The organism is Rhodococcus sp. FW305-130 (genome assembly GCF_058788335.1).
The window spans coordinates 101974-125281 of the sequence record NZ_JBYTAP010000008.1 but is presented as its reverse complement, the minus strand read 5'-3'; the positions used below and the strand labels follow the sequence as shown (position 1 = coordinate 125281).

Below are 23308 nucleotides of genomic sequence, written 5' to 3'. Positions count from 1 at the left end.
TTCGAATCGCACCGAACAGCTAGAGCCTCGGGCGAATCGACTGACGGAGGACGGAGTCGAGATTGCGTGCAATCTCGGCCTCCGTCACTTCCGCGGAAGCGCCGCGGGCACTCACGGTTTCACCCGCGGTGATGATGTACCGACCGTCGCCGGCATAGTCGTACCAGTGGAATGTTATTCCGTCGTCTGTCGGCCTGCTGTCGACGGCTCCTCCCGGGTATGCGGTGACTTCACCGATCGAGGTCCGCTCTCGGCCGAAGAATCTGCTCACTTCCTCGCTCCCGCGCGCACCGGCTGCGCTGCTCAGAAAGCTCTGCCTCCCGGCAGTTTTCGGCCTTTCGATGTTCAGGCCACGCTCCGATCCAGCGGGGCAGGTCGGCAGGTGATCGACGAGCATCCGCGGAATTGCCGATGGGCGTGCCACGGTGAAAACCACGTCGGAGCCACAGTCGACAGTCCTGCCGGGCAGTTGAGTCAGGAGCACACCCAGGTCGCCGGCAACAACACCGTGCAATCGCGTCACCGTACTCATCTTCTGCCCATGGAAACCGGAAACCTCCACACGAGCATCAGGATTCGCAAGAGCACCGAGAACGTGATGCAGCCGATCGTCGAGCACTGCAGTCAGGTGCGCTCCCGCTCGACGTCGCGCCGCTGTCAACTCGATCATGGTGTCGGCCGCCGGACGAAACCGCAGCGGGTACGGGAGTCGGTCACGTCCGACCGCTTCCCAGAGAATCTGGAATTCGAGGCCGGTGAACTGCCATTGCATGGTGGTCATTCGCCCAGTACCGCCGGGGAGACCATGGGTAGGTCGCCGATCAGGGCGTTACCGTTCTCGACGGTGACGAGGTAGCCGGGGGTGTCGTGAACGTTGTCTTCGTCTTGCCCTTGCCCTCGTCCCGGTGCCATGCCGCCGACGCCACCCATCGCGCCCCGACCGCTCTGCGCGCCCGTCGCCGAAGTACCGCCAGTTCCGTTGACTCCCCCACGTCCGCCACCGGCGAGGCCACCGCCGCCGCCAGGGCCGCCAGGTCCGAGGGCTCCACCGGGCCCGAAACCGCCGGTACCGATTCCACCGGCAGAACCTCCACCCGAACCGCTACCCACCAGACCTGACGGCACGCCGGAACCGAGCTGAGCACCATTCGGAGTTGCACGGGCAAGGCCATCCGGCGCTGCACCGGCGGACAGTGGACCGGCATGTGCCGCGGTGGTCCCGGCCGGGCCGGAATCGTTTGCGGACCGGGCGGCGTCGGCACCGGAATTCCCTTGGGCGTCAACACCACTACGGTTGTCACCATTTCCGGAATTGGGGCCCAAAGGGTTCTGACCGGAACCGTCTCCGGCCGGATTTGCACCGCCGGAGTTTCCACCGTCCACTCCTCCACCAACTCCGCCACCCGACGCCGATGGCGCGCCGAGCCCGTTCCCCGTTCCCGAGGCCATTCCTCCGCCGGAACCACCACCACCGAATGCGCCGCCACTTCCAGCCCCGCCACTTCCAGCCCCGCCACTTCCAGCCCCGCCACTTCCAGCCCCGCCATTGCCGGTGACCGGATTGAAAGCGGCCGGGAGGATCGGCACCTGGTCGTCCGCACGCTTCATGTACGGCAGATACACGTCCTTCATCACCTGGCGCGCTTGACGTTCGGCTTCTTCCGCTTCGTATTGGGCCTGCTTCCACGTAGCCCCGGGAACCAGGCTGAGAAACCTCTCGACCGTCGAGGCGCCGTCGGGTGCCGGAATCGAGCGTTTGGCCTCGTCGAGTGCGATCTTCGCCTCCTCGATCTTGTTCGAGATCAGATCGACCCGCACCTTCAGCTCACCCGCATCAGCCGAGTAGGCCAGCACTGCTTCCAACGCAGCCGAGCCGCCGCGCCCCTGCCAGCCTTCGGTGATTGCACCGTTCACATCGTTCTGGAACTTCCCGATGCCAGATTCCACCCGGCCGGCAATTGCCTTCCAGGCCTCACCGATTGCACTCAGGGTTGCCGGATTCATCTCGTTGACGTGGTTGAAGATTTCGGAGTGCGACATCGCATCGAAAGGATCGTCGTCCACGATTGCATGTTCGCTGTACTCGAGCGATGACGTCTGGGCGGTGAGGGCATCGCGCTCACCCCAGGCTCGTGCGCGCTCTGCATCGGCGTCGGCGGTCGCAACAGCCATCTCGTCGTCGAACGCGCCGCGGTCGTCGGTTACGGATTGCACCAGAGCAGATGTAGCGACTGCGCTCGCGATGGGAGCGCCGACAACTGGCAACGCCGCCACGCCGGACGGGACGGCATGCGTCGCTTCGGAGATCCTGCCAAGCACATCTTCCAGAAATGGAATGCCCACCGCTGCCCCCTGACGTCGAAATCCCCGTCGGACTCCCCCGAGCCGACAGCGCTTACCTGTATTGACGCAAGCAACGCCCGGATGGTTCCGCTCGTCGAGGGATTTCTCGGTTCACAGCAGTAGAGACTTACGCCAGTGCAGACATCGACTTCCAGGTCGGCAAATCGATCGCCCAGTCGTAGATGTCGCCGTCCGCAGGCGACAGGTCGATCGACGTGCCGGTCACCTCGACGGGGTCACCGTAGAGGGCGGTTCCGAAGTATTCCTGCGCGTCGGATGTCGACAGGTTGATGCAACCGTTCGTGACGTTCGACGAGCCCTGTACCCCGGTGGTTTCGGGATTGGCGTGGATGAATTCGCCGTTGTTGGAGATGCGCACCGCCCAACGCTCACGCACGTTCTCGTAGAACGGCGGATTGGACATCATGAAGTCTTCGTACTTCTCCGTCACCATGTGAATGCCACTGCGCGTGACGTTTCGAGGTTCGTTTCCCTCGCCGTAGCTGACGGGAATGTCCATGATCGTCTGACCGTCTCGCACCACCTGCATGCGGTGGCTCGGCGCGTTCGCCTTCACGATCTGGCTACGACCGATCGTGAAGTCGAGCGTGAGATCCTGGTCGCCGTAAGCGCCACCGCCGTAGTTCAAGCCGTAGAGCTTGGCGTCCAGATGGACAGTTGTGCCCGGCACCCAGTAATCGGCCGGACGCCAATGGGCCCGTGACCCGCCGTTGTCGTCGGCCAGCCATGCCCACGATCCGGCGGTGGGCGGCACGGTGGTCACGACAAGCGCCTTCTCGACGGCCGCCTTGTCGACGACGGAGTTGTCGAACTGCAACGTGATCGGTGCCGCGATTCCAACTTCCTGGCCGTCGGCGATGTTGAGGGTGGCGCCGGTGGTCGACTCCGGGGCGACCGTCGTAAAGCTCCCCTGCACTGGCACGGATTTGCCGTCGGTTCCGGTTGCCGAGCCCGACCACGAATACGTGGTGCCGTAGCCGAGTGCCTCACTGACGGTGAACGTCGTCTTGTCAGGCGAGAGTTGTCCGGCGACGGCCTTACCGGCCGCGTTGCTGAGATTGACGTCGGCCAGTGTTCCCTGGGTCACCGCAACCGAGACGGGCGCGACCGGGCTGACGTCTTTGGTACCGGGTGCCGGCGTCGACACCACGGTCGCAACAGGTGCTGGTTCGGCGGCCGCCGCACCGCCCTGTCCGTCCTTGCCACCGATCGTGCAGCCGACAGCGGCCACCATTACAGCGAGCATTACAGCTACCAACGCAACAAGACGCGAACGACTTCTCCGACCACCCAGCTCATGCACTTCAACAGGCTACCTGCGGGCTCCGTCAGGAATCAGATGGTGAAGCCCACAGTTACCGGTTCCGGTTCCAGGTGGACACCGAACGCGGCTTCGACGCCGTCGCGAACCGTCCGCGCGAGCGAGACCACATCCGCGCTCGTTGCCGACCCTCTGTTGGTCAACGCCAAGGTGTGTTTCGTCGACAGCCTGGCCGGTGCATCTTCACCGGGATACCCCTTGGAGAATCCGGCCCGTTCGATCAACCATCCGGCCGAGAGCTTGGTTCCACCACTGCCCGGGAACTGCGGCACGGTGACGTCTCCGAGCTGTTCGGTTATTGCTCCGAGCACAGCGGGCAGCTTGTCGTCCGGCACCACGGGGTTGGTGAAGAAGGAACCCGCGCTCCAAGTGTCGTGGTCGTACGGATCGAGCACCATCGCCTTTCCTGTCCGCAATCCCAGAACCGCCTCGCGGACCTGCGACGCAGGCAACCGCTCGCCTTCCTCGGCCCCGAGTGCGGTGAACAGTTCGCGGTACGCGAGCGGGGCGCTCAATCCGTCGGTCGACGCATCGAATTCGACGGCGAGAACCACTGCTGCATCGGAATGCTTGAGAACGCTCGACCGGTAGCCCAACTCGAGTTTCGACGGTTCGACCCACGACACTTCGCCGCTGCGTCGGTCGAGCAATTGAACCTGCCGGAGCCGCGAGCCCACCTCGACGCCGTACGCGCCGACGTTCTGCACCGGCGTCGCACCGGTCGAGCCCGGAATCCCGGACAGGCATTCGAGGCCGCCCAGTTCCGCGGCGACGGATTGGCCGACTACTTCGTCCCACACTGCGCCCGCTTCGGCAATGACGCGGTCCGTGTCGAGGCTCACGGTGGTGTTGGCCACACGAACGACAACTCCGTCGAATCCCGCGTCCGAGATCACGAGATTCGATCCGCCGGCGAGAATCAGCGTCGGGATCTGCTCGCGATCGAGCAGCGTCACGACGTCGATCAACGACTGCGTCGTCGGGCATTCGGCGAGCAGCCGCGCCGGTCCTCCGATTCGGAGCGTCGTCAATCCCGACAAGTCAACGTTCTCGGACACGAAAGCGCCTGATTCCACGACGCGTCTGCCAATGGTTACGTCCCACACATCGATAAACGGTAGCCTCCACAATCGTGAGCCGTCGCATCGAGCATTCGTCGAAGTACACAGTCCCCGCCGAGAAGGTCCATGAGGCGGTGACCTCCGAGCAGTACTGGCGCGACCGAATCGTCGCTGTCGGTGGTCCCGGCGCGGCGATCGAAGAGCTGACCGTTCGCGACGAGACCGTCGCGGTCACGATGTCGCAGATCATCGCCGCCGAGCATCTCCCGAGCATGGTGTCGAAGGTCGTCAACGGCGACATCGTCATCAAGCGCAGTGAGACGATGGCTCCTTTCAAGGACGGCAAGGCCACGGGCACCTTTTCCGCCCACGTCGACGGTGTTCCCGCCCGTATCGAGGGCACGCAGGTCCTGACTGGCGACGAGAACTCCGCCACTCTCGAGATCGAGGGTGAGGTCGAGGTCAAGATCCCGTTCCTCGGCGGAAAGATCGAAAGCGCAATTGTCGACGAGGTTGTCCGGCTCATCCAGGCCGAACAGGACTTCACCCGGGAGTGGATCGCGAAGTAAAATCCTGCGGGCGGGAATAGTTGTGGATACGGCCAATTTGGCTTGTCACAGCGCGTAACAGGTATTCTTTCCGATCATGGCTCGCCGCATCGACTACTCCGCCCGCTATCAGCACTCCCCCGAGCAGGTCTACGCGGCACTGGCGGACCGCTCGTACTGGGAGGCCCGCGTCGAGGAGATGCGCAAGCATTCCGAGAACCATGTGGAACATTTCGAGGTCACCGATTCCGGAATCGATCTAGTGCTGCACCACATTCTCCCGCGCACCGATTTGCCGGACATTGCTCAGACGGTGATGAAGAAGGATCTGGTCATTACGCGTAAGGAGTCGTACGGCGCCTTCGGTGACACCGTGACCGGAACGTACGAAGCGTCCATCCCGGCCGGGCCGGGGAATCTGTCCGGCACCATGGAGTTGTTCGCGACCGATACCGGGTCCACGCTGCGAACCACGTCCGAGGCGAAGGTCTTCATACCGTTCATCGGCGCGAAGTTGGAACAGCTCATGCTCATCAACCTCGTCGATCTGTTCCGCACCGAAGCCCAGGTCACCGCGACCTGGCTCGCCGCACGCTGAAGCCGACGTGAAGAAGGCTCCACCCCCGAAGATCGAGGGGGTCATCACCCGTGGCACGACGGGGATCAACAGACTGCGACGAAGTGACCGGTGGATCGTCCACAACCGCACTATCGCTCGCGCCCTGAACAATGCGGCCGATCCGTTGATCGTCGACCTCGGGTACGGGGCGAGGCCGGACACCACCTTCGAGATGGCAAGCCGCCTCACCGCTGTCCGGCGGGATCGACGCGTCATCGGGCTCGAGATCGACCCCGCCCGCGTGGTCGAGAGTCGTGACGGTGTCAGCTTCGCCCGTGGCGGATTCGAACTGGCCGGTCTCACACCCGTTTTCGTACGCGCCTTCAACGTCCTCCGGCAATACCCGGAGGACGCTGTGGACTCTGCGTGGGCACACATTCAGTCCGGCCTCGCCCCGGGCGGACTGCTACTCGACGGAACCTGCGACGAGCTCGGAAGGCGTTGCGCCTGGGTGCTTCTCGACGCCGATCGTCCATTGACCCTGACACTGGCCTGGGACCCCTTCGACATCGAGCGTCCTTCCGACATCGCGGAACGTCTCCCGAAGGCTCTCATTCACCGCAACGTTCCAGGTGAGCCGATCCACGCGCTGCTCAGCGCGGCCGATCGAGCCTGGGCCACCGCTGCGCCACACGCCTCGTTCGGACCTCGACACCGCTGGGCTGCCGCATTGGAAATTCTTCGGGCGCAAGGAATTCCCGTGCAGCCCGCGCGACGACGTCTTCGCGACTGCATCCTGACGGTGCCATGGCATGTCGTAGCGCCGAACCCCTGAACTCGCAGACGGGAAACGCCTCGCCGCAGAAGTTGTCTCTGCGGCGAGGCGTCTGTGTGCAGGCGTCGGGCTAGGACCCGAAGATGTTTTCCAGGCTTCCCAGCGAACCTGTCGAACTGCCGCCGCTGCCGGGCTCTCCGCCGTCGGACTCTGCCGTGATCTTGACGGTGACTGCAGCCTGGGTCTCGGAACCGAGGTAGCCGTCAGTTCCGCTGAACACCGCGGTGATTCGGCGATCTCCGAGTTCGGTGAAGGTGTGCGAGAGCGTGGCCTTACCGTTCACCACCGCAACCGGTCCACCGATCGGGGTGGTTCCGTCCATGAACTGAACCGTTCCTGCGCTGAGCGTAGGTACCACTGCCGCAACGAGATCAACCTTCGCGCCCTTGACCGCTGACGCCGGAGCGCTCACGGTGATGGACGTTTCCTGATCCTCCGCGGCCGGAGCCGTGACCGAAACCGAGTGAGCAGCCGAGATAGAGGTGAGGAATCCTGTTGCACCCGAGTAGACGGCCGTGATGTCGTGCGTACCGACGCTCGCGAACTCGTGCATGATCGACGCCTTGCCCTCGACGACCGGCACCGGCGAGCCGAGATTGCCCGAGCCGTCCTTGAACTGCACTGTGCCGCCCACCGGCGTCGGCGTGACGGTTACGGACAGACCAACTGCCGTACCGGTTTTTGCATCCGCCGGAACGGTCAAGACCGTCTGGGTCTGCTGGTCGGTGGGAGCCGGCGCCTTGACGTTCACGGTCTGGGCGTTCGATGTCGAGCCCAAGTAGTTACCCGAACCCGAGAACACTGCGGTGATGCTGTACTCACCCGCCACGTTGAAGATCGGCGTGGATGTCGCCTTACCCGTTGCGTCCACGGGAATCGGGGAGCCCAGATCCCTGCCACTTTCCTTGAACTGCACGGTGCCACCTGCAACACCGGTCGAGACAGAGGCAGTGAACGACAATGCCTCACCGGTCGACGCCGTCGACGGGCCGACGAGGGTGGTCGTTGTGTTCTCCTCGACCACCACCGGAGCGACTGTCAGCGCATGGGGCGCCGACGTCGAAGTCTGGTAGACACCGGAACCGGAGTACACCGCCACGATCGAATGCGCGCCTTCTGCATAGGAATTCGTCAGCGACGCCTTGCCGTTGGCATCGACGGTAACGGCGCCGCCGAGGTCGGTTGCACCGTCTTTGAACTGCACCGTGCCACCCGCCGGAGTAGGCGACACCGTAGCCTCGACGGTCACGGACTCACCTGCAACTGCACTTGCGGGACCGGTGATCGCGGTTGCAGTGCTCTTGTCCGCTTCGGACACGACGACGTCGACAGCTGACGACGTGGAGGTCGCCACCTTTGCATTTCCGAGGTACTTGGCCGTCACGCTGTGGGTTCGGACGTCAGCCGGTGTCCAGGCAAGTGTTGCAACACCATTGGCGAGCGCGCCCGCACCGATCTTGGAACCTGCGTCGAAGAACTCCACCGAATCACCGTCGGCACCACCGGTCACCGTCGCACTCAACGTCACCGGCTGCCCCACCTGAGCGCCACTGACCGGTGACACGGCCGTCGTCGAGACGTTCTTCTGAACATTGATCGACGGGCCACGACCATTCGTCGTGTCGTCAACGAACACCGTCCCGTCGAAATGCACCGTCGTCGACAAATTGGTACCACGAGCACAATCCGCGCCGACGCGATACTGGAATTCGAACGTCTTGACGTCACCGCCCCACATCGGCCACTCCGTAGCACCCGCACTCAACCGAACAGAATCAGTAGCCACTTCGTTGACACGGAACGCACTACCGTTCACCGTCGCCGAACCATCGACATACGTCATACACGCCGGATGAAAATCGCGCACCGCATACAGATTGTGAACCGCGGCAGTTCGCTTGAACACCGTCTTCGACGTGATCACATCACCCTCGGACGGCGTGCCGTTACTGATCGTCCGAGTCACCTTGTACCCATCGGAATTGAACTCCGCCGTCACCGGAGCCGCACCAGCAACCCCGACACCCGCAACCACCGCGAAACCCGCAGAAACAGCAAACACACTCAAACCTGCAACTGCACGACGTGCAGAACCTACAGACATAGATTTTCCTTCTCGAGAAGTGAGGGATATGGGTGATGCCCCACCACCTGAAGCGGGCGGGGCATCACCGGGTATTGATTGCTAGGAGCCGAAGATGTTGCCGAGGCTGCCGAGCGAACCGGTGCCGTTGCCTGGTTCTTCACCGTCGACCGGTGCGGCGATCTGGACGGAGACCTGATCGGAGGATGCCGTCACCGTGCCGGCGCCCGAGTACTCCGCCGCGACAATTCGCTGACCCTGAGTTGCGGGCTTCCACGAAAGGCTGGCCTTCCCGGATGAATCGACCGTAGCCGTGCCGATGACGGTCTCGCCGTCCTTGAAGGTGACTGTGCCACCGGCATTTGCAGGACTGATCTGAGCGGAGATCGTCTGTGCAACGCCGACCTGCCCCGCTACTACGCTGAGATCTGTTGTGGAGCTTGTTGTTCCGGCGGGCTGTTCGGCGACTGTCACATTCGCGGTGGTACTCGACCCGGTGACGCCGGATCTGCCGGCGAACACAGCCTCGACGTTCTGCGCACCGGCAACCGTCGGAACCCAGGCGTAGGTCGCTTCACCGTTGCCTGCCACCGGCACCGAAGCGAGCACCGTTCCGCCGACCTTGAACGTGACCGTTCCACCGGTGCCCGACGCGGACACAGTCGCTTTGAGAGTGGTCGACTTGCCGACCTGCGCGCCCGAGATCGGCGCCAGCGTCGTACTGGACTGAGCATCGGCCTGCGAAACGTTCACGATCAGCGCTGCCGAAGCGGAACCGACGGCACGCGCCGTGTCGGCGAACTTCGCTGTGATCGAGTGGTCTCCACGGGTGGTCGGTGTCCAGGCAAGTGTTGCAACACCATTGGCGAGCGCGCCCGCACCGATCTTGGAACCTGCGTCGAAGAACTCCACCGAATCACCGTCGGCACCACCGGTCACCGTCGCACTCAACGTCACCGGCTGCCCCACCTGAGCGCCACTGACCGGTGACACGGCCGTCGTCGAGACGTTCTTCTGAACATTGATCGACGGGCCACGACCATTCGTCGTGTCGTCAACGAACACCGTCCCGTCGAAATGCACCGTCGTCGACAAATTGGTACCACGAGCACAATCCGCGCCGACGCGATACTGGAATTCGAACGTCTTGACGTCACCGCCCCACATCGGCCACTCCGTAGCACCCGCACTCAACCGAACAGAATCAGTAGCCACTTCGTTGACACGGAACGCACTACCGTTCACCGTCGCCGAACCATCGACATACGTCATACACGCCGGATGAAAATCGCGCACCGCATACAGATTGTGAACCGCGGCAGTTCGCTTGAACACCGTCTTCGACGTGATCACATCACCCTCGGACGGCGTGCCGTTACTGATCGTCCGAGTCACCTTGTACCCATCGGAATTGAACTCCGCCGTCACCGGAGCCGCACCTGCAACCCCGACACCCGCAACCACCGCGAAACCCGCAGAAACAGCAAACGCACTCAAACCACCGACAACACGACGAACACCACTCACGGACATCCACATCCCTCTCGCACACGGGAGCAGACAGCCGTCCAGGACAAGCGTCCGTCTGCTTTTGATGCCGTGACGTTATCCCATTGACTGTAAAGTAACTACGCTTTTCGCCGAATTAGTTCATCGCCGACATCACCAAGCTGCAGCGATCATGGGTCGAAAGTCCCGAAGTACTGGTCCAGATATCGCTCCACCTGCACTGAAGTCAGAATATTCGCCCCGAAGTAGCGCATTTCAAATCTCTGATATTGGTGTCATATTCGATTTCGAACGTGATGCCAGAAGGTCGCAGAAGCATAGAAAATCAATCTCGACTACAGGCTTGCGGCGAGCGCCAACTCCACTCGGACGGCAACGTCGATGCTCGCGTTTTCACACGAGAGATACAACTCGTGCGCGTCCAGTCGACCTATCGCTACCGCATCGGCGACTACTTCGTTGAGCAGGACTTGAGAAATTCCACCGGAAGCGAGGTCGTGCACGGTGCGCAAAGGCGTGGTGATGCGGATGGGTCCAATCTGTTCGCACTCGTCGTCCGCGAGCGGCAGTCGGTGCAGGGCGACTTGGCGGGTCGGCGCCGCGAGTGGGTGCGCTGTCGAGAGATGAATGAAGCGAGGTTGCAGGTGCCCGAGGCCATGTAGATCTGCGGCGCTGTAATGCGAGACGGTGGCGCTACCGGCGAACCACGTGCACCACTTCGCAAATTCGTCCAAGGCAGTATGTCTGACGCGTTCGAGGCGAAAGAGTCCGCGGCACTCACATGTCCATGTTCCGGATTCCGTCATCTCCTCCATCGACGCCAGACCGAAACCCAGTTCGGACGCTTGGAGAGCCGTGACAAATCCACACTGTCGCAGCGCCAGCAGCTCGAGTGATTCGTAGTCCGAAGCCATGACCACCTCCGGTGACCGTCGAAAACGCCGTTTCGAACAGACTACGGGCGACTGTGTCGCGCATCACAGGAATGAGGAAGTGCGTATTCACAGAGTTCGTTCAGACTCGTCGGGAAGAATCTGGCGAATGACTGTCGCAGCGAACAACCCTCGTCCGCGCAACCGAGTGCTCGTCATCCTTCTCGTGGTGATCGCCGTGCTCGTGGCGGCACTCGTCGGTGGAGAACTGTACGTACGCAACCAGGTGAAGACCTGCATGGCCGATCAGTTCCAGAGCGAACTGGGATCCCAGGTCGACGTCGGGTTGAGCTGGAAGCCCGTACTCCTGCAGGCAGTCGACAAGAAGGTGCCGTACATCAGCATCGACAGTGACGACTCTTCGTTCGGCCCCGCAACGGGCATGCAGGTTCACGCGAAGGTGAACGACATCAACTTGCAGCCCTCGGCGGGTAACAGCGGCACCATCGGCAGCTCCAGCGCCGACGTCACCTGGTCTACCGCAGGCATTCTCGCCACCTTGCAGGAGCAGACCTTCGGTGGCCTCGTCTCCGGCGTCACCGCCGACTCGAGCGCCGGAACACTCGCGTTCGACGTCGGACCGGTCGGGCTCGCGAAGCTCACGGTCAAGCCCACCGTCACCAACGGTGTGGTCGACGTTCAGACCGTCGGCGCCGAGATTCTCGGATTGGGTCTGCCGACAGACCTGGTCGACGGCATCGTCCAGACACTCACCGACAGCCTGCAGACGTACCCGCTGGACATGAAGCCCACCAAGCTGACCGTTACCGACGACGCAATCCAGATCTCACTGGAGGGCGGCGCTTACGCCATGCCCGTCGCCGACGCGAACAACCAGAACGCCTCGGCGGTGCCGGACAGCTGCGGCCTGCTGACCTAGTCGGTCAGACCGTCCAATACTGCTCGGGTTCCGGACAATCCGAGACGGGTGGCGCCGGCCGCAATCATGTCGAGTGCGGCCTGCGTCGTACGTATTCCGCCACTGGCCTTGACTCCCACGCCTGGGCCGACCGTCCGTGCCATCAGTTCGACGGCCTCGACCGTCGCCCCACCCGCGGGGTGGAAGCCGGTGGAGGTCTTGACGAAGTTCGCCCCGGCACGCACGGCTGCGCGGCAACATTCGACGATGGCCTCGTCGGACAGGGCAGCGGTTTCGAGAATCACTTTGAGGATCGCACTCTCCCCCATCGCCTCACGGACGGTGAGGATGTCTGCGAGCACAGCGCTGTAGTCGCCGGCGACCGCCGCTCCTACGTCGATGACCATGTCGATCTCGGTAGCGCCCTGATCGACGGCCAGTCGCGCTTCGGCACCCTTGACCAGTGAATGATGCTTCCCCGACGGGAATCCGACGACGGCCGCCGTCACCAGTCCGTCGGCGCGAATCGGCAACATCGACGGCGAGACACAGACGGCCAGCACACCGAGGCTGCGTGCCTCGTCGATCAGGGCGGTCACATCGGCCGCGGTGGCTTCGGGTTTGAGGAGAGTGTGGTCCACCATCGCGGCAACCTGGGAACGAGTGAGTGCAGCTTCAGACATGATGGAAAGCTTGGCACACCACCACGCGACCGTCGCCGCAGCCGCACCTGAGAGACTAGGCCGCATGACCGCTGCACCTTCGATCGACGATCGTCGCTATGTTCTTTCCCTCGGCTGCCCCGACACCACGGGCATCGTCGCACGCATCTCGACCTTTCTCACCGACGTCGGTGGATGGATCGTGGAGGCCGCGTACCACGCCGATGCCGACACCGGATGGTTCTTCACGCGTCAGGCGGTCCGTGCGTCGTCTGTGAGCATGAGCATCGACGAGCTTCGTGAACGGTTCAAAGCTGTTGCGGCCGAGATCGGTCCGGAAACCGAGTGGACTCTTCACGACTCCGGCGCACCCAAGAAGATCGTGCTGCTCGTGAGCAAGGAAGGTCACTGCTTGCATGACCTCCTGGGCCGCGCCGCGGGCGGAGAACTTCCGGCAGAGATCAGCGCCGTCATCGGAAATCACGAGGACCTGCGCAGTGTCACCGAGCGCCACGGGATCGACTTCCACCACGTTCCGTTCGCCAAGGACCCGGCCGAACGGGGACCGTCCTTCGAGAAGGTCCGCGCCCTGGTCGACGCCCACAACCCCGACGCCGTGGTTCTTGCACGCTTCATGCAGGTGCTTCCCGAATCACTGTGCGAGCACTGGGCCGGCCGCGCGATCAACATCCACCACAGCTTCTTGCCGTCGTTCATCGGTGCCCGCCCCTATCACCAGGCGTTCGCACGCGGCGTGAAGTTGATCGGCGCCACCTGCCACTACGTGACCGCCGAACTCGATGCCGGTCCGATCATCGAGCAGGACGTGATCCGTGTGGACCACGCCGACGATGTCGCCGACATGGTCCGCCAGGGTCGAGACATCGAAAAGCTCGTGCTCTCACGCGGACTGCGCTGGCACCTCGAGGATCGGGTGCTGGTCCACGGGCGCAAGACGGTCGTCTTCAGCTAGAGCTGCGTTGCGCTAGAGATTGCGCAGTCGCACGATTTCCTTGTCGAACTCGTCGATGTTCTCGATCGACGACATGTGACCGACGCCCGGCAACACGATCAACCGTTCGAGGTTGCCGGCGTCGTCGAGGACCTGCGCAAGCTTGCGCGCATGGACCGGCGGAGTGAGCCGATCGAGCGAACCGACGAGCACGGTGGTCGGCACTTCGAGATTGTCGAGTCCCTCGTGAATGTCGAGGGTGCTCAGCGCTGCTCCCCAACCGCCACGAATACGCGGCTTGCACTCACGAACGATGTTCTCGCAGAACTGAATCTCGGCCTTGGTCGCGTTCGGTGACATCGAGACGTACTGGATCGCCTTCGTCATGGCGCCCGAGGAGACAAACGGAACGGGCGAACTGAGGATGGCGCGGCCCACGGGGACCGGCACCCGAGGAAAGCGATTGGGCAGTGGGATGACCGTGGTCTCGGCGATCAACCTTTCACTCGCGGTGCTCGCGAGCATGACCGCCGACGCGTACTTCTTGACCTCGTCGGGGTGACGACCAGCCCAGGCGATGATGCTCATCCCGCCCATGCTGTGACCGACGATGACCGCCTTCTTGTCCTCGCGAACCGTGGCTGCCAGCACGGCAGAAAGGTCGTCGGCGAGGACGTCCGGGCCGAGCGGAAGATTACCGACGGTGCTGCGTCCGTGACCGCGCTGATCGTAGGTGATGACGCGATATTCACCGGCAAGCGCATTGACCTGCGGGTACCAGAATTCGGTTGAGCACGTCCAGCCGTGACTGAGAACGATCGGATCGCCGTCGACGGGACCGTAAGCCCGGATATTGATGATCGCACCGTCGTCGGTGGTCAGTTCACTGATATCAGCTTTGAGCGTCGGAGTCTTCAGGAGTGCGTTGGGCTCGACGTCGCTCGAAAGAGTCAACCCGCGCGTGGATCGCCGATGACGGATCCCAGCGACTGCCGCGACGAGTGCTCCCACCCCGACGGCGCCTGCCAGTACTCGAAGCTCTGTGGTGCGCGAACGACTGGACATGCATTTACCCCTGACTGCTGCTGACGACAGACGGATGCAATCTATGTGTGACTGCCGTTAACCGACACTATCACTCGAACAACGCGCGTTGTCAGCGTTGGAGCGAAGAGTGGGGCAACACACGGTGACCTGGAACCGCGTCACCGGATGAGCAGAAACCGCGGCCCACTACCAGCGGGAACCGCCATGCTGGATGTCGTCCACGCGCGGTCGAACGTCGACGAGATATACACACACTGCAACAACCGCGATGATGCCCAGGAGACCGACAGGGGATGTCGCCAGCAGGATCAACGCCGCAACGATCAGAATTCCGAGCCAGATCGGCTTGGTCAATTTGTTGACCGCGGTAAAGGCGTCCGGACGCTGCCTGACGGCATGAACGATCGCGTAGACAGCACCCACCAACGCGAGCACTTTCAGTGCGAGAAAGATCAGACCGACTAGCCCATCGACTTGAGTCACAACTACATCCTAAGTTCTCATCCGGTTCCCGACGAACACGAAGGCTCCCACACTCGGCTGAGCGCGGGAGCCTTCGTCAGGTGGAGCTGGGCAGAATCAGGCCTTCTTGGCCGGAGCAGCCTTCTTGGCCGGAGCCGGCGCGGTGGCCTTGGCCGGAGCAGCCTTTGCCGGAGCAGCCTTTGCCGGAGCAGCCTTCTTGGCGGCGGTGGTCGCGCGCTCCTGGACGTCGGAAGCGGCAGCGGTCACGCGAGCGGCAGCTTCCTTGGAAGCCTCGTCTGCCTGGTCACCGAGGTCGAGGACCTTCAGTGCTGCCTCGTCGCCTGCGTCGGCGATCTTCTCGCCGGCGTCAGCGATCTTCTCGCCGACCTCTTCTGCGGTGTCGGAGATGCGTCCGGCAGCGCGGCCGGCCAGCTTGGCAGCCTGCTCGCCCACGGCGCGCGTCTGACGAGCAACGGTTCCGAGTGCGTCTTCGGTCAGCTCGACGGCGTCGCCGAGTGCCGACTCTGCAGCAGCGATGCCCTCTTCGACTGCGGGCTGCTTGCGGATGCGCTCGACTGCGTCTTCGCCGCGCTCTGCGAGGGAGTTGTACAGATCGCCGGCAACCTTGAGGTATGCCTCGGCGACCTTGCGGAGTTCCTCGGGTGCGAACTTCTCTCGCAGCTCGGCGAGCTCTTCGGGCAGCTCGGACGGCAGGCCGGCGAGACGCTCGCGCAGTGCCTCGACGCTCTCGGCAACGTCACCCTGAACGGAAGCGAGCTTCTCGCGGGCACCGTCGACACGGCCGTTGACGTCACCCTGGGTGTTCTCGGCGCGCTCACGAACCTGAGCGACTACATCGGCCACGGCCTGGACAACCAGGTCGCCTGCGCCGACAGCGGCGTAGAGCGAGGTCTTGACGCTGTCGATGGCGTTCTTGTCAGTCATCTTGTTCTCCTAGTGAAGTCTCGGTGTCTGGAATTGCGGCCGATTCAGCGAAATCGGGCGCTGCGGCTGGTCTGGACGACTCGTTCTCGCGACAGAACGAGTCGTAGATTTCGAGCAGTACTTGCTTCTGCCGTTCGTTGATGGCCGTCTCGGCCAACACCGCGTCCCTGATGGGACTGTGCGGGCGTTGTTCGAGATATCCCGCTTGGACGTACAGGACTTCTGATGAGACCCGAAGACCCTTGGCAATTTGCGCCAGTACGTCTGCCGACGGTTTGCGCAATCCGCGTTCGATCTGACTCAAATACGGATTGCTGACGCCGGCGAGTTGAGCAAGTTGGCGCATCGAAACTTGGGCGGCTTCCCGCTGTGCACGAATGAACCCCCCGATGTCGTGTGCCGCAGAGCTGACGACGCGAGCTGCCAAGTCGCTTGCTCCGGCTGCGGCACCGGATAATTCACGATCTCCGTCATCGGAGTTCGTCGACTTCGCTGGCATTGCGTCCTCCCTTTCCAGTGGACATTTCCCAGGATAGGAGAGGGTGCTAACTATTGCAAGCACTACTGCTAGCACTCGTGGTGGACGTCACATACCGGACAGCTCAGCCGAAGATGAGCGTCGAAATCGTGTAGATCAGCAGCCCGGCGATTGATCCGACAACGGTGCCGTTGATACGGATGAACTGAAGATCTCGACCGACCTGCAGCTCGATCTTCTGGCTCGCTTCGTCGGCATCCCACCGCTCGACCGTGTCGCTGATGACTCCGGTGATCTCGTCGGTGTAGTTCTCCGCGATGTACTTGGTGCCCTGCACCAGCCAGCCGTCGACCTTCTCACGCATGGATTCGTCGTCTCGCAGCCTGATTCCGAAGCCGGCCACGTTCTCGGCGACCTTGGTCCGCAGGGTGCTGTTCGGATCGTCGACCGACTCCATGATGAGGCGCTTGGCGACCTGCCACGTCGAGGACGCCAGACCCGTCACTTCCTCGCGGCCCATGATCTCCGCCTTGATCCCTTCGGCCTTCTTGATGGTCTCCGGGTCGTTCTGCAGATCATCGGCGAAATCGATCAGGAAGCGGTTGGCGGCGAGACGTACCTCGTGTTCGGGATTGGAACGGACCTTCCAGGTGAACTCGACGAGTTCCTTGTAGATCTTCTCCCCCAGCATGGCGTCGACGAATTTCGGCGACCACGCCGGCGAATCGCGAACGATCACACGGTCGATCGTCTCCTGGCTGCCGAGTGCCCACTGATGCGCGCGCTCGGCAAGCAATTCGATGATCGGCAGTTGCTTGTTGTCCTTGAGCAACTCCCCGAGCACTCGGCCGATCGGCGGTCCCCACATGGGCTCGGCCAGCCGCTTCACGATCGTGTTGTCGATGATCTGGGCAATGTCCTCGTCGCGAAGAACCTCGACCATCCCGCGCAATACCGTCGACGTCTCGGCGGCGACGCGAGCGGCATTGGCAGGTTCAGCCATCCACGTACCGAGGCGGAGCGGAATCTGCGCCTGCTGCACCTTGGCCGACACAACCTCGGGAGCCAGGAAGTTCTGACCGACGAACGAGCTCAAACTGGCTCCGAGCTGGTCTTTCTTACGCTTGATGATGGCAGTGTGCGGGATGGGAAGCCCCATCGGATGACGGAAGAGCGCGGTGACGGCAAACCAGTCGGCAAGCGCGCCGACCATGCCCGCCTCGGACGCGGCCCGGACGTACCCGACCCACTCTCCGGCGCCGCGGGATTCCTGCCACCGGCAGAAGATGTAGACGACCGTCGCGAAGCCGAGGAGGCCAGTGGCGAAGACTTTCATCTTGCGAAGGTCCCGACGCTTAGCGGCGTCGTCGAAGGCGGAGAGGCTCAGTTGCTGCACCCTCGCCATTGTGCCGAAAGGTGTGACGCGGCGTAGCGCGAGCGACACGATGTCCGATTCGCTAGGACTTAATCCCCCGAACTGCGGATGTGAGTGCCCGAGATAAAGGCACGGACATTAAGCTGGACCGGAAAGTAGACCGATCGGACGTGGCTCGCACCACAGATATGAGATGACTCGTGGCCAAGAATGCCGTGCAGGACAACGAGCAGGTAGACGGCCCAGTCGTTGCTGATGCGAAGCCCGAGAAATCCGACGGTCGCAAGCGTCGGTGGCGCGAACACAAGATCGCTCGCCGCGAGGAACTCGTCGACGGCACCATCGCTGCTATCCGGGCACGCGGCCGTGAGATCGGCATGGACGAGATCGCGTCCGAGATCGGTGTGTCCAAGACCGTGCTCTACCGGTACTTCGCCGACAAGAGCGACCTCACCACCGCCACGATGATGCGGTACGTCGAGACCATCCTGTCGCCGCGTATCTACGAAGCGATCAGCGGTGATCTCGACGATTTCGAACTCACCCAGGCCAGCATCACCGCGTACGTCGAGACGGTGGCATCCGACCCCGACATCTACCTCTACGTCATGGCCAACGGCGCCGGCGCCAACCGCGACGTCGTTGCCGATTCCGAGCGCATGATCGCCGAATTGCTCTCCACGGTGTTGGGCAATCGTCTTCGCGAGATGGAGATGGATTCCGGCGGTTCACTGCCGTGGGCGTTCGGGATCGTCGGCGGAATTCAGCTCGCGACGCACTGGTGGATCTCCAACAAGTCGATGTCCGCAGAATCGCTGATCGACTACCTCACCATGATGACGTGGGGCGGCATCACCGGCATTGCTGCGGTCAACGGATCACCGGCCAAGTTCAAGTCGGTTCCGCATCCCCTCGTCAAGCCTGCCGAGGACTGACTCGCCCGAGACCGAACTTTCGAGCCACAGGGGTCGATCCTGTGGCACTCTTTCGGCATGGCACAAGACTCGCTGCGGGAAACACCGGCCGCCAAGACACTGCGGGCGGAGCCCGGGTTCGAACTCGATCAACTCGATCGCAACAGCACTCCGGGATTCACCGGAAACAAAGCTGACGGCGAACGTCTACTCGAGGAGCGCGGCGCGGTCCTGTCCGACCTGCAGGAGTTGCTCTACGCCAACGGCAGGTCCGGGGACAACCGTTCCATCCTGCTGGTCCTGCAAGGAATGGACACCGCAGGCAAGGGTGGCATGGTCCGACACGTGATCGGTCACGTGGATCCTTCGGGAGTTCAGCACGCGGCCTTCGGCGTCCCGACCGAAGAGGAAAAGCAACATCACTACCTCTGGCGGATCAAGAAGGAACTCCCCCGCGGCGGCTATCTCGGTGTGTTCGATCGCTCCCACTACGAGGATGTCCTGGTCGTGCGTGTCCACGATCTTGTCCCTGAGGATGTCTGGAGCGCGCGCTACGACGAGATCAACCAGTTCGAGAAGGAACTCGTCGACGCCGGAACCACCATCGTGAAGGTGGCGATGTTCGTCTCGCTCGACGAGCAGAAGAAGCGGCTCGAAGAGCGGCTCGACCGCCCGGACAAGTACTGGAAGTACAACCCGGGTGATGTGACCGAACGCGGTTTGTGGCCTGCATATCAACAGGCGTATCAGGCAATGCTCGACAAGACGTCGACCGAGCACGCGCCGTGGTACGTCGTGCCGTGTGATCGGAAGTGGTACAGCCGAATTGCGGTCACGGAGCTACTGATCGACGCTCTGGAAAAGCTCGATCTCGACTGGCCGCCTGCCAACTTCGACATCGAGGCGGAGAAAGCGCGACTGGCACAGTCCTGATCAGAAGCAGTCCTGATCAGAACAGGTGTGGGGATTCGCGGTGCACTTTGTGGTCGTGATGAACGGTGCTGGTGTACAGGGCAACCGCCAGTCCGATGGACGCGACGCCGGCGAGCCCGGCAATCAACGCCCAACCACCGTGCCCTGAACCGGCGGCCACGAGAAAGCTGCCGAGACAGACAACTGTGGCCAGCACCAGGAAATACGACGCCCACGCTGCAAAGAGATTGAGCTTCATCGTTCGCTCCTCCGGTCGGATCTCTTTCGTTTCGACCGTACGCCGGAGCATGACGGTCGACAAGACACTCCTGTCGTGAGGTTTCCCGACGTCTACGCCGGGTAGCCGAATTGCATGGACATCGGAACTCTTTACCGCGGAATCGAATCGGCGCGCGGACTGGACGGTCCGTCCACTGGCATCAGACGCCGAATCCTCCAGATCACCGAGCGATCCGACAGATCGCGTACTGTCGCCGCACTTCTGCGCGGCGCCCTCGTCGGGCATCCCATCCATCCCGCCCTCGTGACCATTCCCGCGGGCGCGTGGACGGCTTCGCTGATCTTCGACGTGTCAGGCGATCCGCAGACTGCACGACGGTTGATCGGGCTCGGACTGGTCTCGACGCCGCCGGCTTTGCTGACAGGCTGGCTGGACTGGTCCGAACGTGGCGACGTCGCACGCCGTGTGGGGCTGGTACACGCCGCATCGAATGCTGTGGGGATCTGGTCTTTTGCCGCGTCGTACAGGCTACGCGGCAAGGATTCACTCGCGCTGGCGCGAGTTCTGTCGGTGCTGGGGCTCACCGCGGTCGGTGTCGGTGGCGCGCTCGGCGGTCACATCGTTTTCAAACTCATGGACGATCCTGCCGTCGAGGCTGCAGCGACTCCGGTTCTCGATCCCATCCTGGACGTGGTCAACTGAGCTGATCGGACCTCAATACTATTCAGGCGTAAGCACTTCCGGAGTAGCTCCGTAGTTCTCGCGCGGTCTCGTCCGAATCCGCCAGTGGCCTGTTCATGACCCAGTGCGGGCTGCGCGTGCCCAGTGTCGCGGCAAAGTCGGCGACGGCGTCCGGGGTCGGCACTGCGTGTTCGCCCAGATATCCGAGAACGATGAGGTCCTCCCCTGAACGAGTCTCCACGGCCAGGGCCCAACCGCACGTCTCCTCCCACAGCAACGCCACCTCACGCCCAGGGAAACGCGGCACAGTTCGATCCAACGCGATGTAGGCCTCCAGAGGATGCTCGCGCCTGCAACACCATTGCTCGATGCCGGCCCCCACGCCGACCGCCACCCGTTGTACGTACCGCTCGAACCCGAGTCCGACGGTTGCGTCGACCAGCATTTGTTCTGTCATCGAACCTCACTCCTCGCCATCGTGTTTGGAATGTGCCCAGCGCTGACCGCGCCGAAACCCGGTTCAGATCACGGACTCCGGGTATCCCCAGACGAACCGATCAAGTGGAGAGGGGACCCGATGAAGTACTCGCCCGCTATGGCTCCCGGACGAATGCTGAAGATCTCCATGGTGTCGGTGAACGCCGATCCACTCGCACCGGTGGGCTGCTCGGCAGCCGGTGCACAGAACCTGCACGTCGACGAACTGTCCGCGGCCCTGGTTCGCGCCGGACACGATGTCACCGTCTTCACCAGGCGGGCACACGTCGGTGGACCGGACCGCGTTCGCGCCCGCGCCGGGTACTCCGTCGACTATCTCGAAGCCGGCCCGACACACGCTCTCCCGGACGCCGAAATACTCCCCCACCTGGGCACCTTTGCCAGCATTCTGCGCGCTCAGTGGAGTACCGACCGACCCGATGTGGTGCACTCGCACTTCTGGATGTCTGGTGTGGCAACGGAACTCGCGACCCGCTCACTCGGCATCCCTGTACTTCAGACATTCCATTCCCTGGGATCTGCGGCGCACCGACACCTCGGAGCAGCCGACGACAGCCCCTCGGAGCGGACTCACCTGGAACCGTTGATCGCCAGGGGCGCAACCCATGTCATCGCGACAAGTTCGGACGAAATCTTCGATCTGGTTCGGCAGGGATCACCACGATCACGGACCACGATGGTGCCCTCGGGTGTCGATACCGAAGCGTTCACCCCGGAGGGACCCGCCGCGAAGAAGACCGCGCCGCACCGATTGATCTGCGTCGGAAGGCTGGTGGAGCAGAAGGGCTTCGATGTTGCCGTCGCCGCGCTGGCTTCACTGCCGGACACGGAGTTGGTGGTGATCGGCGGGCCACCCGTCGCGCAACTGAGCACCGACGAGGTTGCGATCCGCTTGGTCAAGCTCGCCGAGCGGCTCGGCGTCGCAGATCGAGTCCAATTACTGGGACGGGTTCCGCACCGCCAACTACCGAAACTGATGCGGTCGGCCGACGCCCTCGTATGCACCCCCAGATACGAACCTTTCGGAATCGCGGCGCTGGAAGCGATGGCGTGCGGAGTTCCTGTAGTCGCGACTCCTGTTGGCGGACTGCGGGATACGGTGATCGACGGACTCACGGGGCGTCGGGTGCCGGTGAACAGCCCCGTGGAAACCGCGCGCGCGGTCCGGCATCTTCTCGACGACGAAGACGAGGGCGCGGCGTTTGCACGGCAGAGTCGGGCCCGAGCGTGCGAATCGTATTCATGGGATCACGTCGCCACCGAGGTGGTCCGAACCTACGGCCGCTGCGTCACAGCACCGCCGAGAGCCCGCCAACACAAGGGCACTCACCGAAGTGAAGTGCACTGACGCTGACGGGCTCTACGAAGCTGATTTCTCGAAACTGTAGGTGACTCGAAACTATCGGCGAAAGGGCGGTATCAAGCCGGGAAACGTCGGGTCTCTTCGAGTCCGATTGCATGATCCAGCGACTCGTAGCAGGCAAACATCGACTCCTGACCAGCTGCTTTGAGTAGCCTCTGAACCGGGCGGGCGCAGACGAGCGCGAGTGTGCCGCCCACGTCGCGTGATCGCGTCGACAGGACCGACAGCACGGACAAGCCGCACGTCCCCATGAATTCGAGTTCGGAGAGATCGACAACCAGCGTCCGGTCCGCGGCAACGTGGTACGTCAAGAAGTCACGAAAAGCATTGGCGCTCATCAGGTCGATCTCGCCACGAACGTGGATCACAGCGGTATGTGCACTGATGCGGTGCGCGTGAAACGATGCGGTCGCTGTCCCGGTCGCGGGAGGTCCGTAATCTACCGATCCCTTCGCCGCGTTCGTAAAGCCTGAAATAGATGATCCTGGAACAACAGTCATGGTTCTCCCATCCCGCAACGGTTTACACTCTGCAAAAGAGAAGGGACCTCCGAAGGAGCCGCACGATGAACGGGTCTCCAGAATTACGGATAAATCCCTCATCGGCTGTGTGCTCAACCTCGGTTTGAAACAGTACGCCAGCATGACCGGCGTCACAAGTGCGTTGCGACCATTCGTTTCGGTGTTCCGAACAAAAATGTGGTTTGG

Annotated in this window: 25 protein-coding genes; 9 read left to right on the top strand and 16 right to left on the bottom strand. The window is 62.7% G+C overall.

Annotated elements, in window-relative coordinates; translation table 11 throughout:
- Nucleotides 1-19: 19 nt before the first annotated feature.
- From AC3WQS_RS24155 to AC3WQS_RS24140, 4 genes are all read right to left on the bottom strand, one after another.
- Nucleotides 20-781: an ESX secretion-associated protein EspG gene (locus tag AC3WQS_RS24155; RefSeq protein WP_428691218.1), complete on the bottom strand. Its 762-nt coding sequence runs from the start codon at nt 779-781 to the stop codon at nt 20-22.
- Nucleotides 778-2343 (bottom strand): hypothetical protein, encoded by a 1566-nt coding sequence (locus AC3WQS_RS24150; protein ID WP_492741565.1) that lies wholly within the window; start codon nt 2341-2343, stop codon nt 778-780. Before AC3WQS_RS24150 ends, AC3WQS_RS24155 begins: the two co-directional genes overlap by 4 nt.
- Nucleotides 2344-2470: 127 nt before the next feature.
- Nucleotides 2471-3667, bottom strand: a complete 1197-nt coding sequence (locus AC3WQS_RS24145) for a L,D-transpeptidase (RefSeq protein WP_021333914.1) — start codon at nt 3665-3667, stop codon at nt 2471-2473.
- Nucleotides 3668-3699: 32 nt separating this feature from the next.
- The gene (locus AC3WQS_RS24140) at nt 3700-4743 is read right to left on the bottom strand and encodes a UDP-N-acetylmuramate dehydrogenase (protein ID WP_020906754.1); all 1044 of its coding nucleotides are present in this window, start codon (nt 4741-4743) and stop codon (nt 3700-3702) included.
- A gap of 74 nt (nt 4744-4817) precedes the next feature.
- Here AC3WQS_RS24140 and AC3WQS_RS24135 point away from each other — a divergent pair, with 74 nt between their 5' ends.
- From AC3WQS_RS24135 to AC3WQS_RS24125, 3 genes are all read left to right on the top strand, one after another.
- A complete protein-coding gene (locus AC3WQS_RS24135) occupies nt 4818-5315 on the top strand; it encodes a DUF2505 domain-containing protein (protein WP_019744408.1) in 498 nt (165 codons plus the stop codon).
- 76 nt (nt 5316-5391) lie between these two features.
- Nucleotides 5392-5892, top strand: a complete 501-nt coding sequence (locus AC3WQS_RS24130; RefSeq protein ID WP_019744409.1) for a DUF2505 domain-containing protein — start codon at nt 5392-5394, stop codon at nt 5890-5892.
- Between the two features lie 7 nt (nt 5893-5899).
- Nucleotides 5900-6688, top strand: a complete 789-nt coding sequence (locus tag AC3WQS_RS24125; protein ID WP_019744410.1) for a hypothetical protein — start codon at nt 5900-5902, stop codon at nt 6686-6688.
- 70 nt (nt 6689-6758) lie between these two features.
- On the opposite strand, the gene AC3WQS_RS24120 is transcribed toward AC3WQS_RS24125, so the two are convergent.
- The 3 genes from AC3WQS_RS24120 to AC3WQS_RS24110 form a co-directional block, all read right to left on the bottom strand.
- Complete coding sequence (locus tag AC3WQS_RS24120; RefSeq protein ID WP_492712832.1) at nt 6759-8792, bottom strand: Ig-like domain-containing protein; 2034 nt, start codon at nt 8790-8792, stop codon at nt 6759-6761.
- An 81-nt stretch (nt 8793-8873) separates the two neighbouring features.
- The gene (locus AC3WQS_RS24115) at nt 8874-10304 is read right to left on the bottom strand and encodes an Ig-like domain-containing protein (protein WP_492712831.1); all 1431 of its coding nucleotides are present in this window, start codon (nt 10302-10304) and stop codon (nt 8874-8876) included.
- A gap of 311 nt (nt 10305-10615) precedes the next feature.
- Complete coding sequence (locus AC3WQS_RS24110) at nt 10616-11194, bottom strand: type IV toxin-antitoxin system AbiEi family antitoxin domain-containing protein (RefSeq protein ID WP_020906750.1); 579 nt, start codon at nt 11192-11194, stop codon at nt 10616-10618.
- Between the two features lie 127 nt (nt 11195-11321).
- On the opposite strand from AC3WQS_RS24110, the gene AC3WQS_RS24105 reads away from it, so the two are divergent.
- On the top strand, nt 11322-12092 hold the full coding sequence (locus tag AC3WQS_RS24105; protein ID WP_029254824.1) for an LmeA family phospholipid-binding protein: 771 nt from the start codon (nt 11322-11324) through the stop codon (nt 12090-12092).
- Here the strand turns inward: AC3WQS_RS24105 and deoC are convergent.
- Nucleotides 12089-12754, bottom strand: coding sequence for a deoxyribose-phosphate aldolase (gene deoC / locus AC3WQS_RS24100; RefSeq protein ID WP_020906748.1), 666 nt, complete (start codon nt 12752-12754; stop codon nt 12089-12091). The genes AC3WQS_RS24105 and deoC overlap by 4 nt on opposite strands.
- Before the next feature lie 64 nt (nt 12755-12818).
- On the opposite strand from deoC, the gene purU reads away from it, so the two are divergent.
- The gene (gene purU, locus AC3WQS_RS24095; protein ID WP_003941509.1) at nt 12819-13706 is read left to right on the top strand and encodes a formyltetrahydrofolate deformylase; all 888 of its coding nucleotides are present in this window, start codon (nt 12819-12821) and stop codon (nt 13704-13706) included.
- 12 nt (nt 13707-13718) lie between these two features.
- Here the strand turns inward: purU and AC3WQS_RS24090 are convergent, their stop codons facing one another.
- The 5 genes from AC3WQS_RS24090 to AC3WQS_RS24070 form a co-directional block, all read right to left on the bottom strand.
- Nucleotides 13719-14750 carry an alpha/beta fold hydrolase gene (locus AC3WQS_RS24090; RefSeq protein WP_020968907.1) on the bottom strand — a complete coding sequence of 344 codons (1032 nt, stop codon included), beginning with the start codon at nt 14748-14750 and terminating at the stop codon, nt 13719-13721.
- 168 nt (nt 14751-14918) lie between these two features.
- The gene (locus AC3WQS_RS24085; protein ID WP_003941505.1) at nt 14919-15215 is read right to left on the bottom strand and encodes a DUF2516 family protein; all 297 of its coding nucleotides are present in this window, start codon (nt 15213-15215) and stop codon (nt 14919-14921) included.
- A 96-nt stretch (nt 15216-15311) separates the two neighbouring features.
- Nucleotides 15312-16139 carry a heparin-binding hemagglutinin gene (locus AC3WQS_RS24080; RefSeq protein WP_019744417.1) on the bottom strand — a complete coding sequence of 276 codons (828 nt, stop codon included), beginning with the start codon at nt 16137-16139 and terminating at the stop codon, nt 15312-15314.
- Entirely contained in the window at nt 16132-16638 is a 507-nt protein-coding gene (locus AC3WQS_RS24075) for a helix-turn-helix domain-containing protein (RefSeq protein ID WP_019744418.1), read from the bottom strand. The genes AC3WQS_RS24080 and AC3WQS_RS24075 overlap by 8 nt, the downstream gene beginning before the upstream one ends.
- A gap of 103 nt (nt 16639-16741) precedes the next feature.
- Entirely contained in the window at nt 16742-18022 is a 1281-nt protein-coding gene (locus AC3WQS_RS24070; protein ID WP_046378191.1) for a DUF445 domain-containing protein, read from the bottom strand.
- A gap of 170 nt (nt 18023-18192) precedes the next feature.
- On the opposite strand from AC3WQS_RS24070, the gene AC3WQS_RS24065 reads away from it, so the two are divergent.
- Both AC3WQS_RS24065 and AC3WQS_RS24060 read left to right on the top strand, forming a co-directional pair.
- Nucleotides 18193-18927 carry a TetR/AcrR family transcriptional regulator gene (locus tag AC3WQS_RS24065; RefSeq protein WP_003941527.1) on the top strand — a complete coding sequence of 245 codons (735 nt, stop codon included), beginning with the start codon at nt 18193-18195 and terminating at the stop codon, nt 18925-18927.
- Nucleotides 18928-18984: 57 nt separating this feature from the next.
- On the top strand, nt 18985-19839 hold the full coding sequence (locus AC3WQS_RS24060; protein ID WP_492712830.1) for a polyphosphate kinase 2 family protein: 855 nt from the start codon (nt 18985-18987) through the stop codon (nt 19837-19839).
- A 16-nt stretch (nt 19840-19855) separates the two neighbouring features.
- Here AC3WQS_RS24060 and AC3WQS_RS24055 read toward each other — a convergent pair whose 3' ends face one another.
- Nucleotides 19856-20077 carry a hypothetical protein gene (locus tag AC3WQS_RS24055; protein ID WP_020968904.1) on the bottom strand — a complete coding sequence of 74 codons (222 nt, stop codon included), beginning with the start codon at nt 20075-20077 and terminating at the stop codon, nt 19856-19858.
- A gap of 114 nt (nt 20078-20191) precedes the next feature.
- On the opposite strand from AC3WQS_RS24055, the gene AC3WQS_RS24050 reads away from it, so the two are divergent.
- Nucleotides 20192-20761, top strand: a complete 570-nt coding sequence (locus tag AC3WQS_RS24050; protein WP_020906743.1) for a DUF2231 domain-containing protein — start codon at nt 20192-20194, stop codon at nt 20759-20761.
- A 22-nt stretch (nt 20762-20783) separates the two neighbouring features.
- Here AC3WQS_RS24050 and AC3WQS_RS24045 read toward each other — a convergent pair whose 3' ends face one another.
- Nucleotides 20784-21197: a DUF6292 family protein gene (locus AC3WQS_RS24045; protein WP_003941464.1), complete on the bottom strand. Its 414-nt coding sequence runs from the start codon at nt 21195-21197 to the stop codon at nt 20784-20786.
- 120 nt (nt 21198-21317) lie between these two features.
- On the opposite strand from AC3WQS_RS24045, the gene AC3WQS_RS24040 reads away from it, so the two are divergent.
- On the top strand, nt 21318-22586 hold the full coding sequence (locus tag AC3WQS_RS24040) for a glycosyltransferase (protein WP_020906742.1): 1269 nt from the start codon (nt 21318-21320) through the stop codon (nt 22584-22586).
- Between the two features lie 71 nt (nt 22587-22657).
- Here AC3WQS_RS24040 and AC3WQS_RS24035 read toward each other — a convergent pair whose 3' ends face one another.
- Nucleotides 22658-23101 carry an STAS domain-containing protein gene (locus AC3WQS_RS24035; protein WP_020968900.1) on the bottom strand — a complete coding sequence of 148 codons (444 nt, stop codon included), beginning with the start codon at nt 23099-23101 and terminating at the stop codon, nt 22658-22660.
- Nucleotides 23102-23308: the final 207 nt, after the last annotated feature.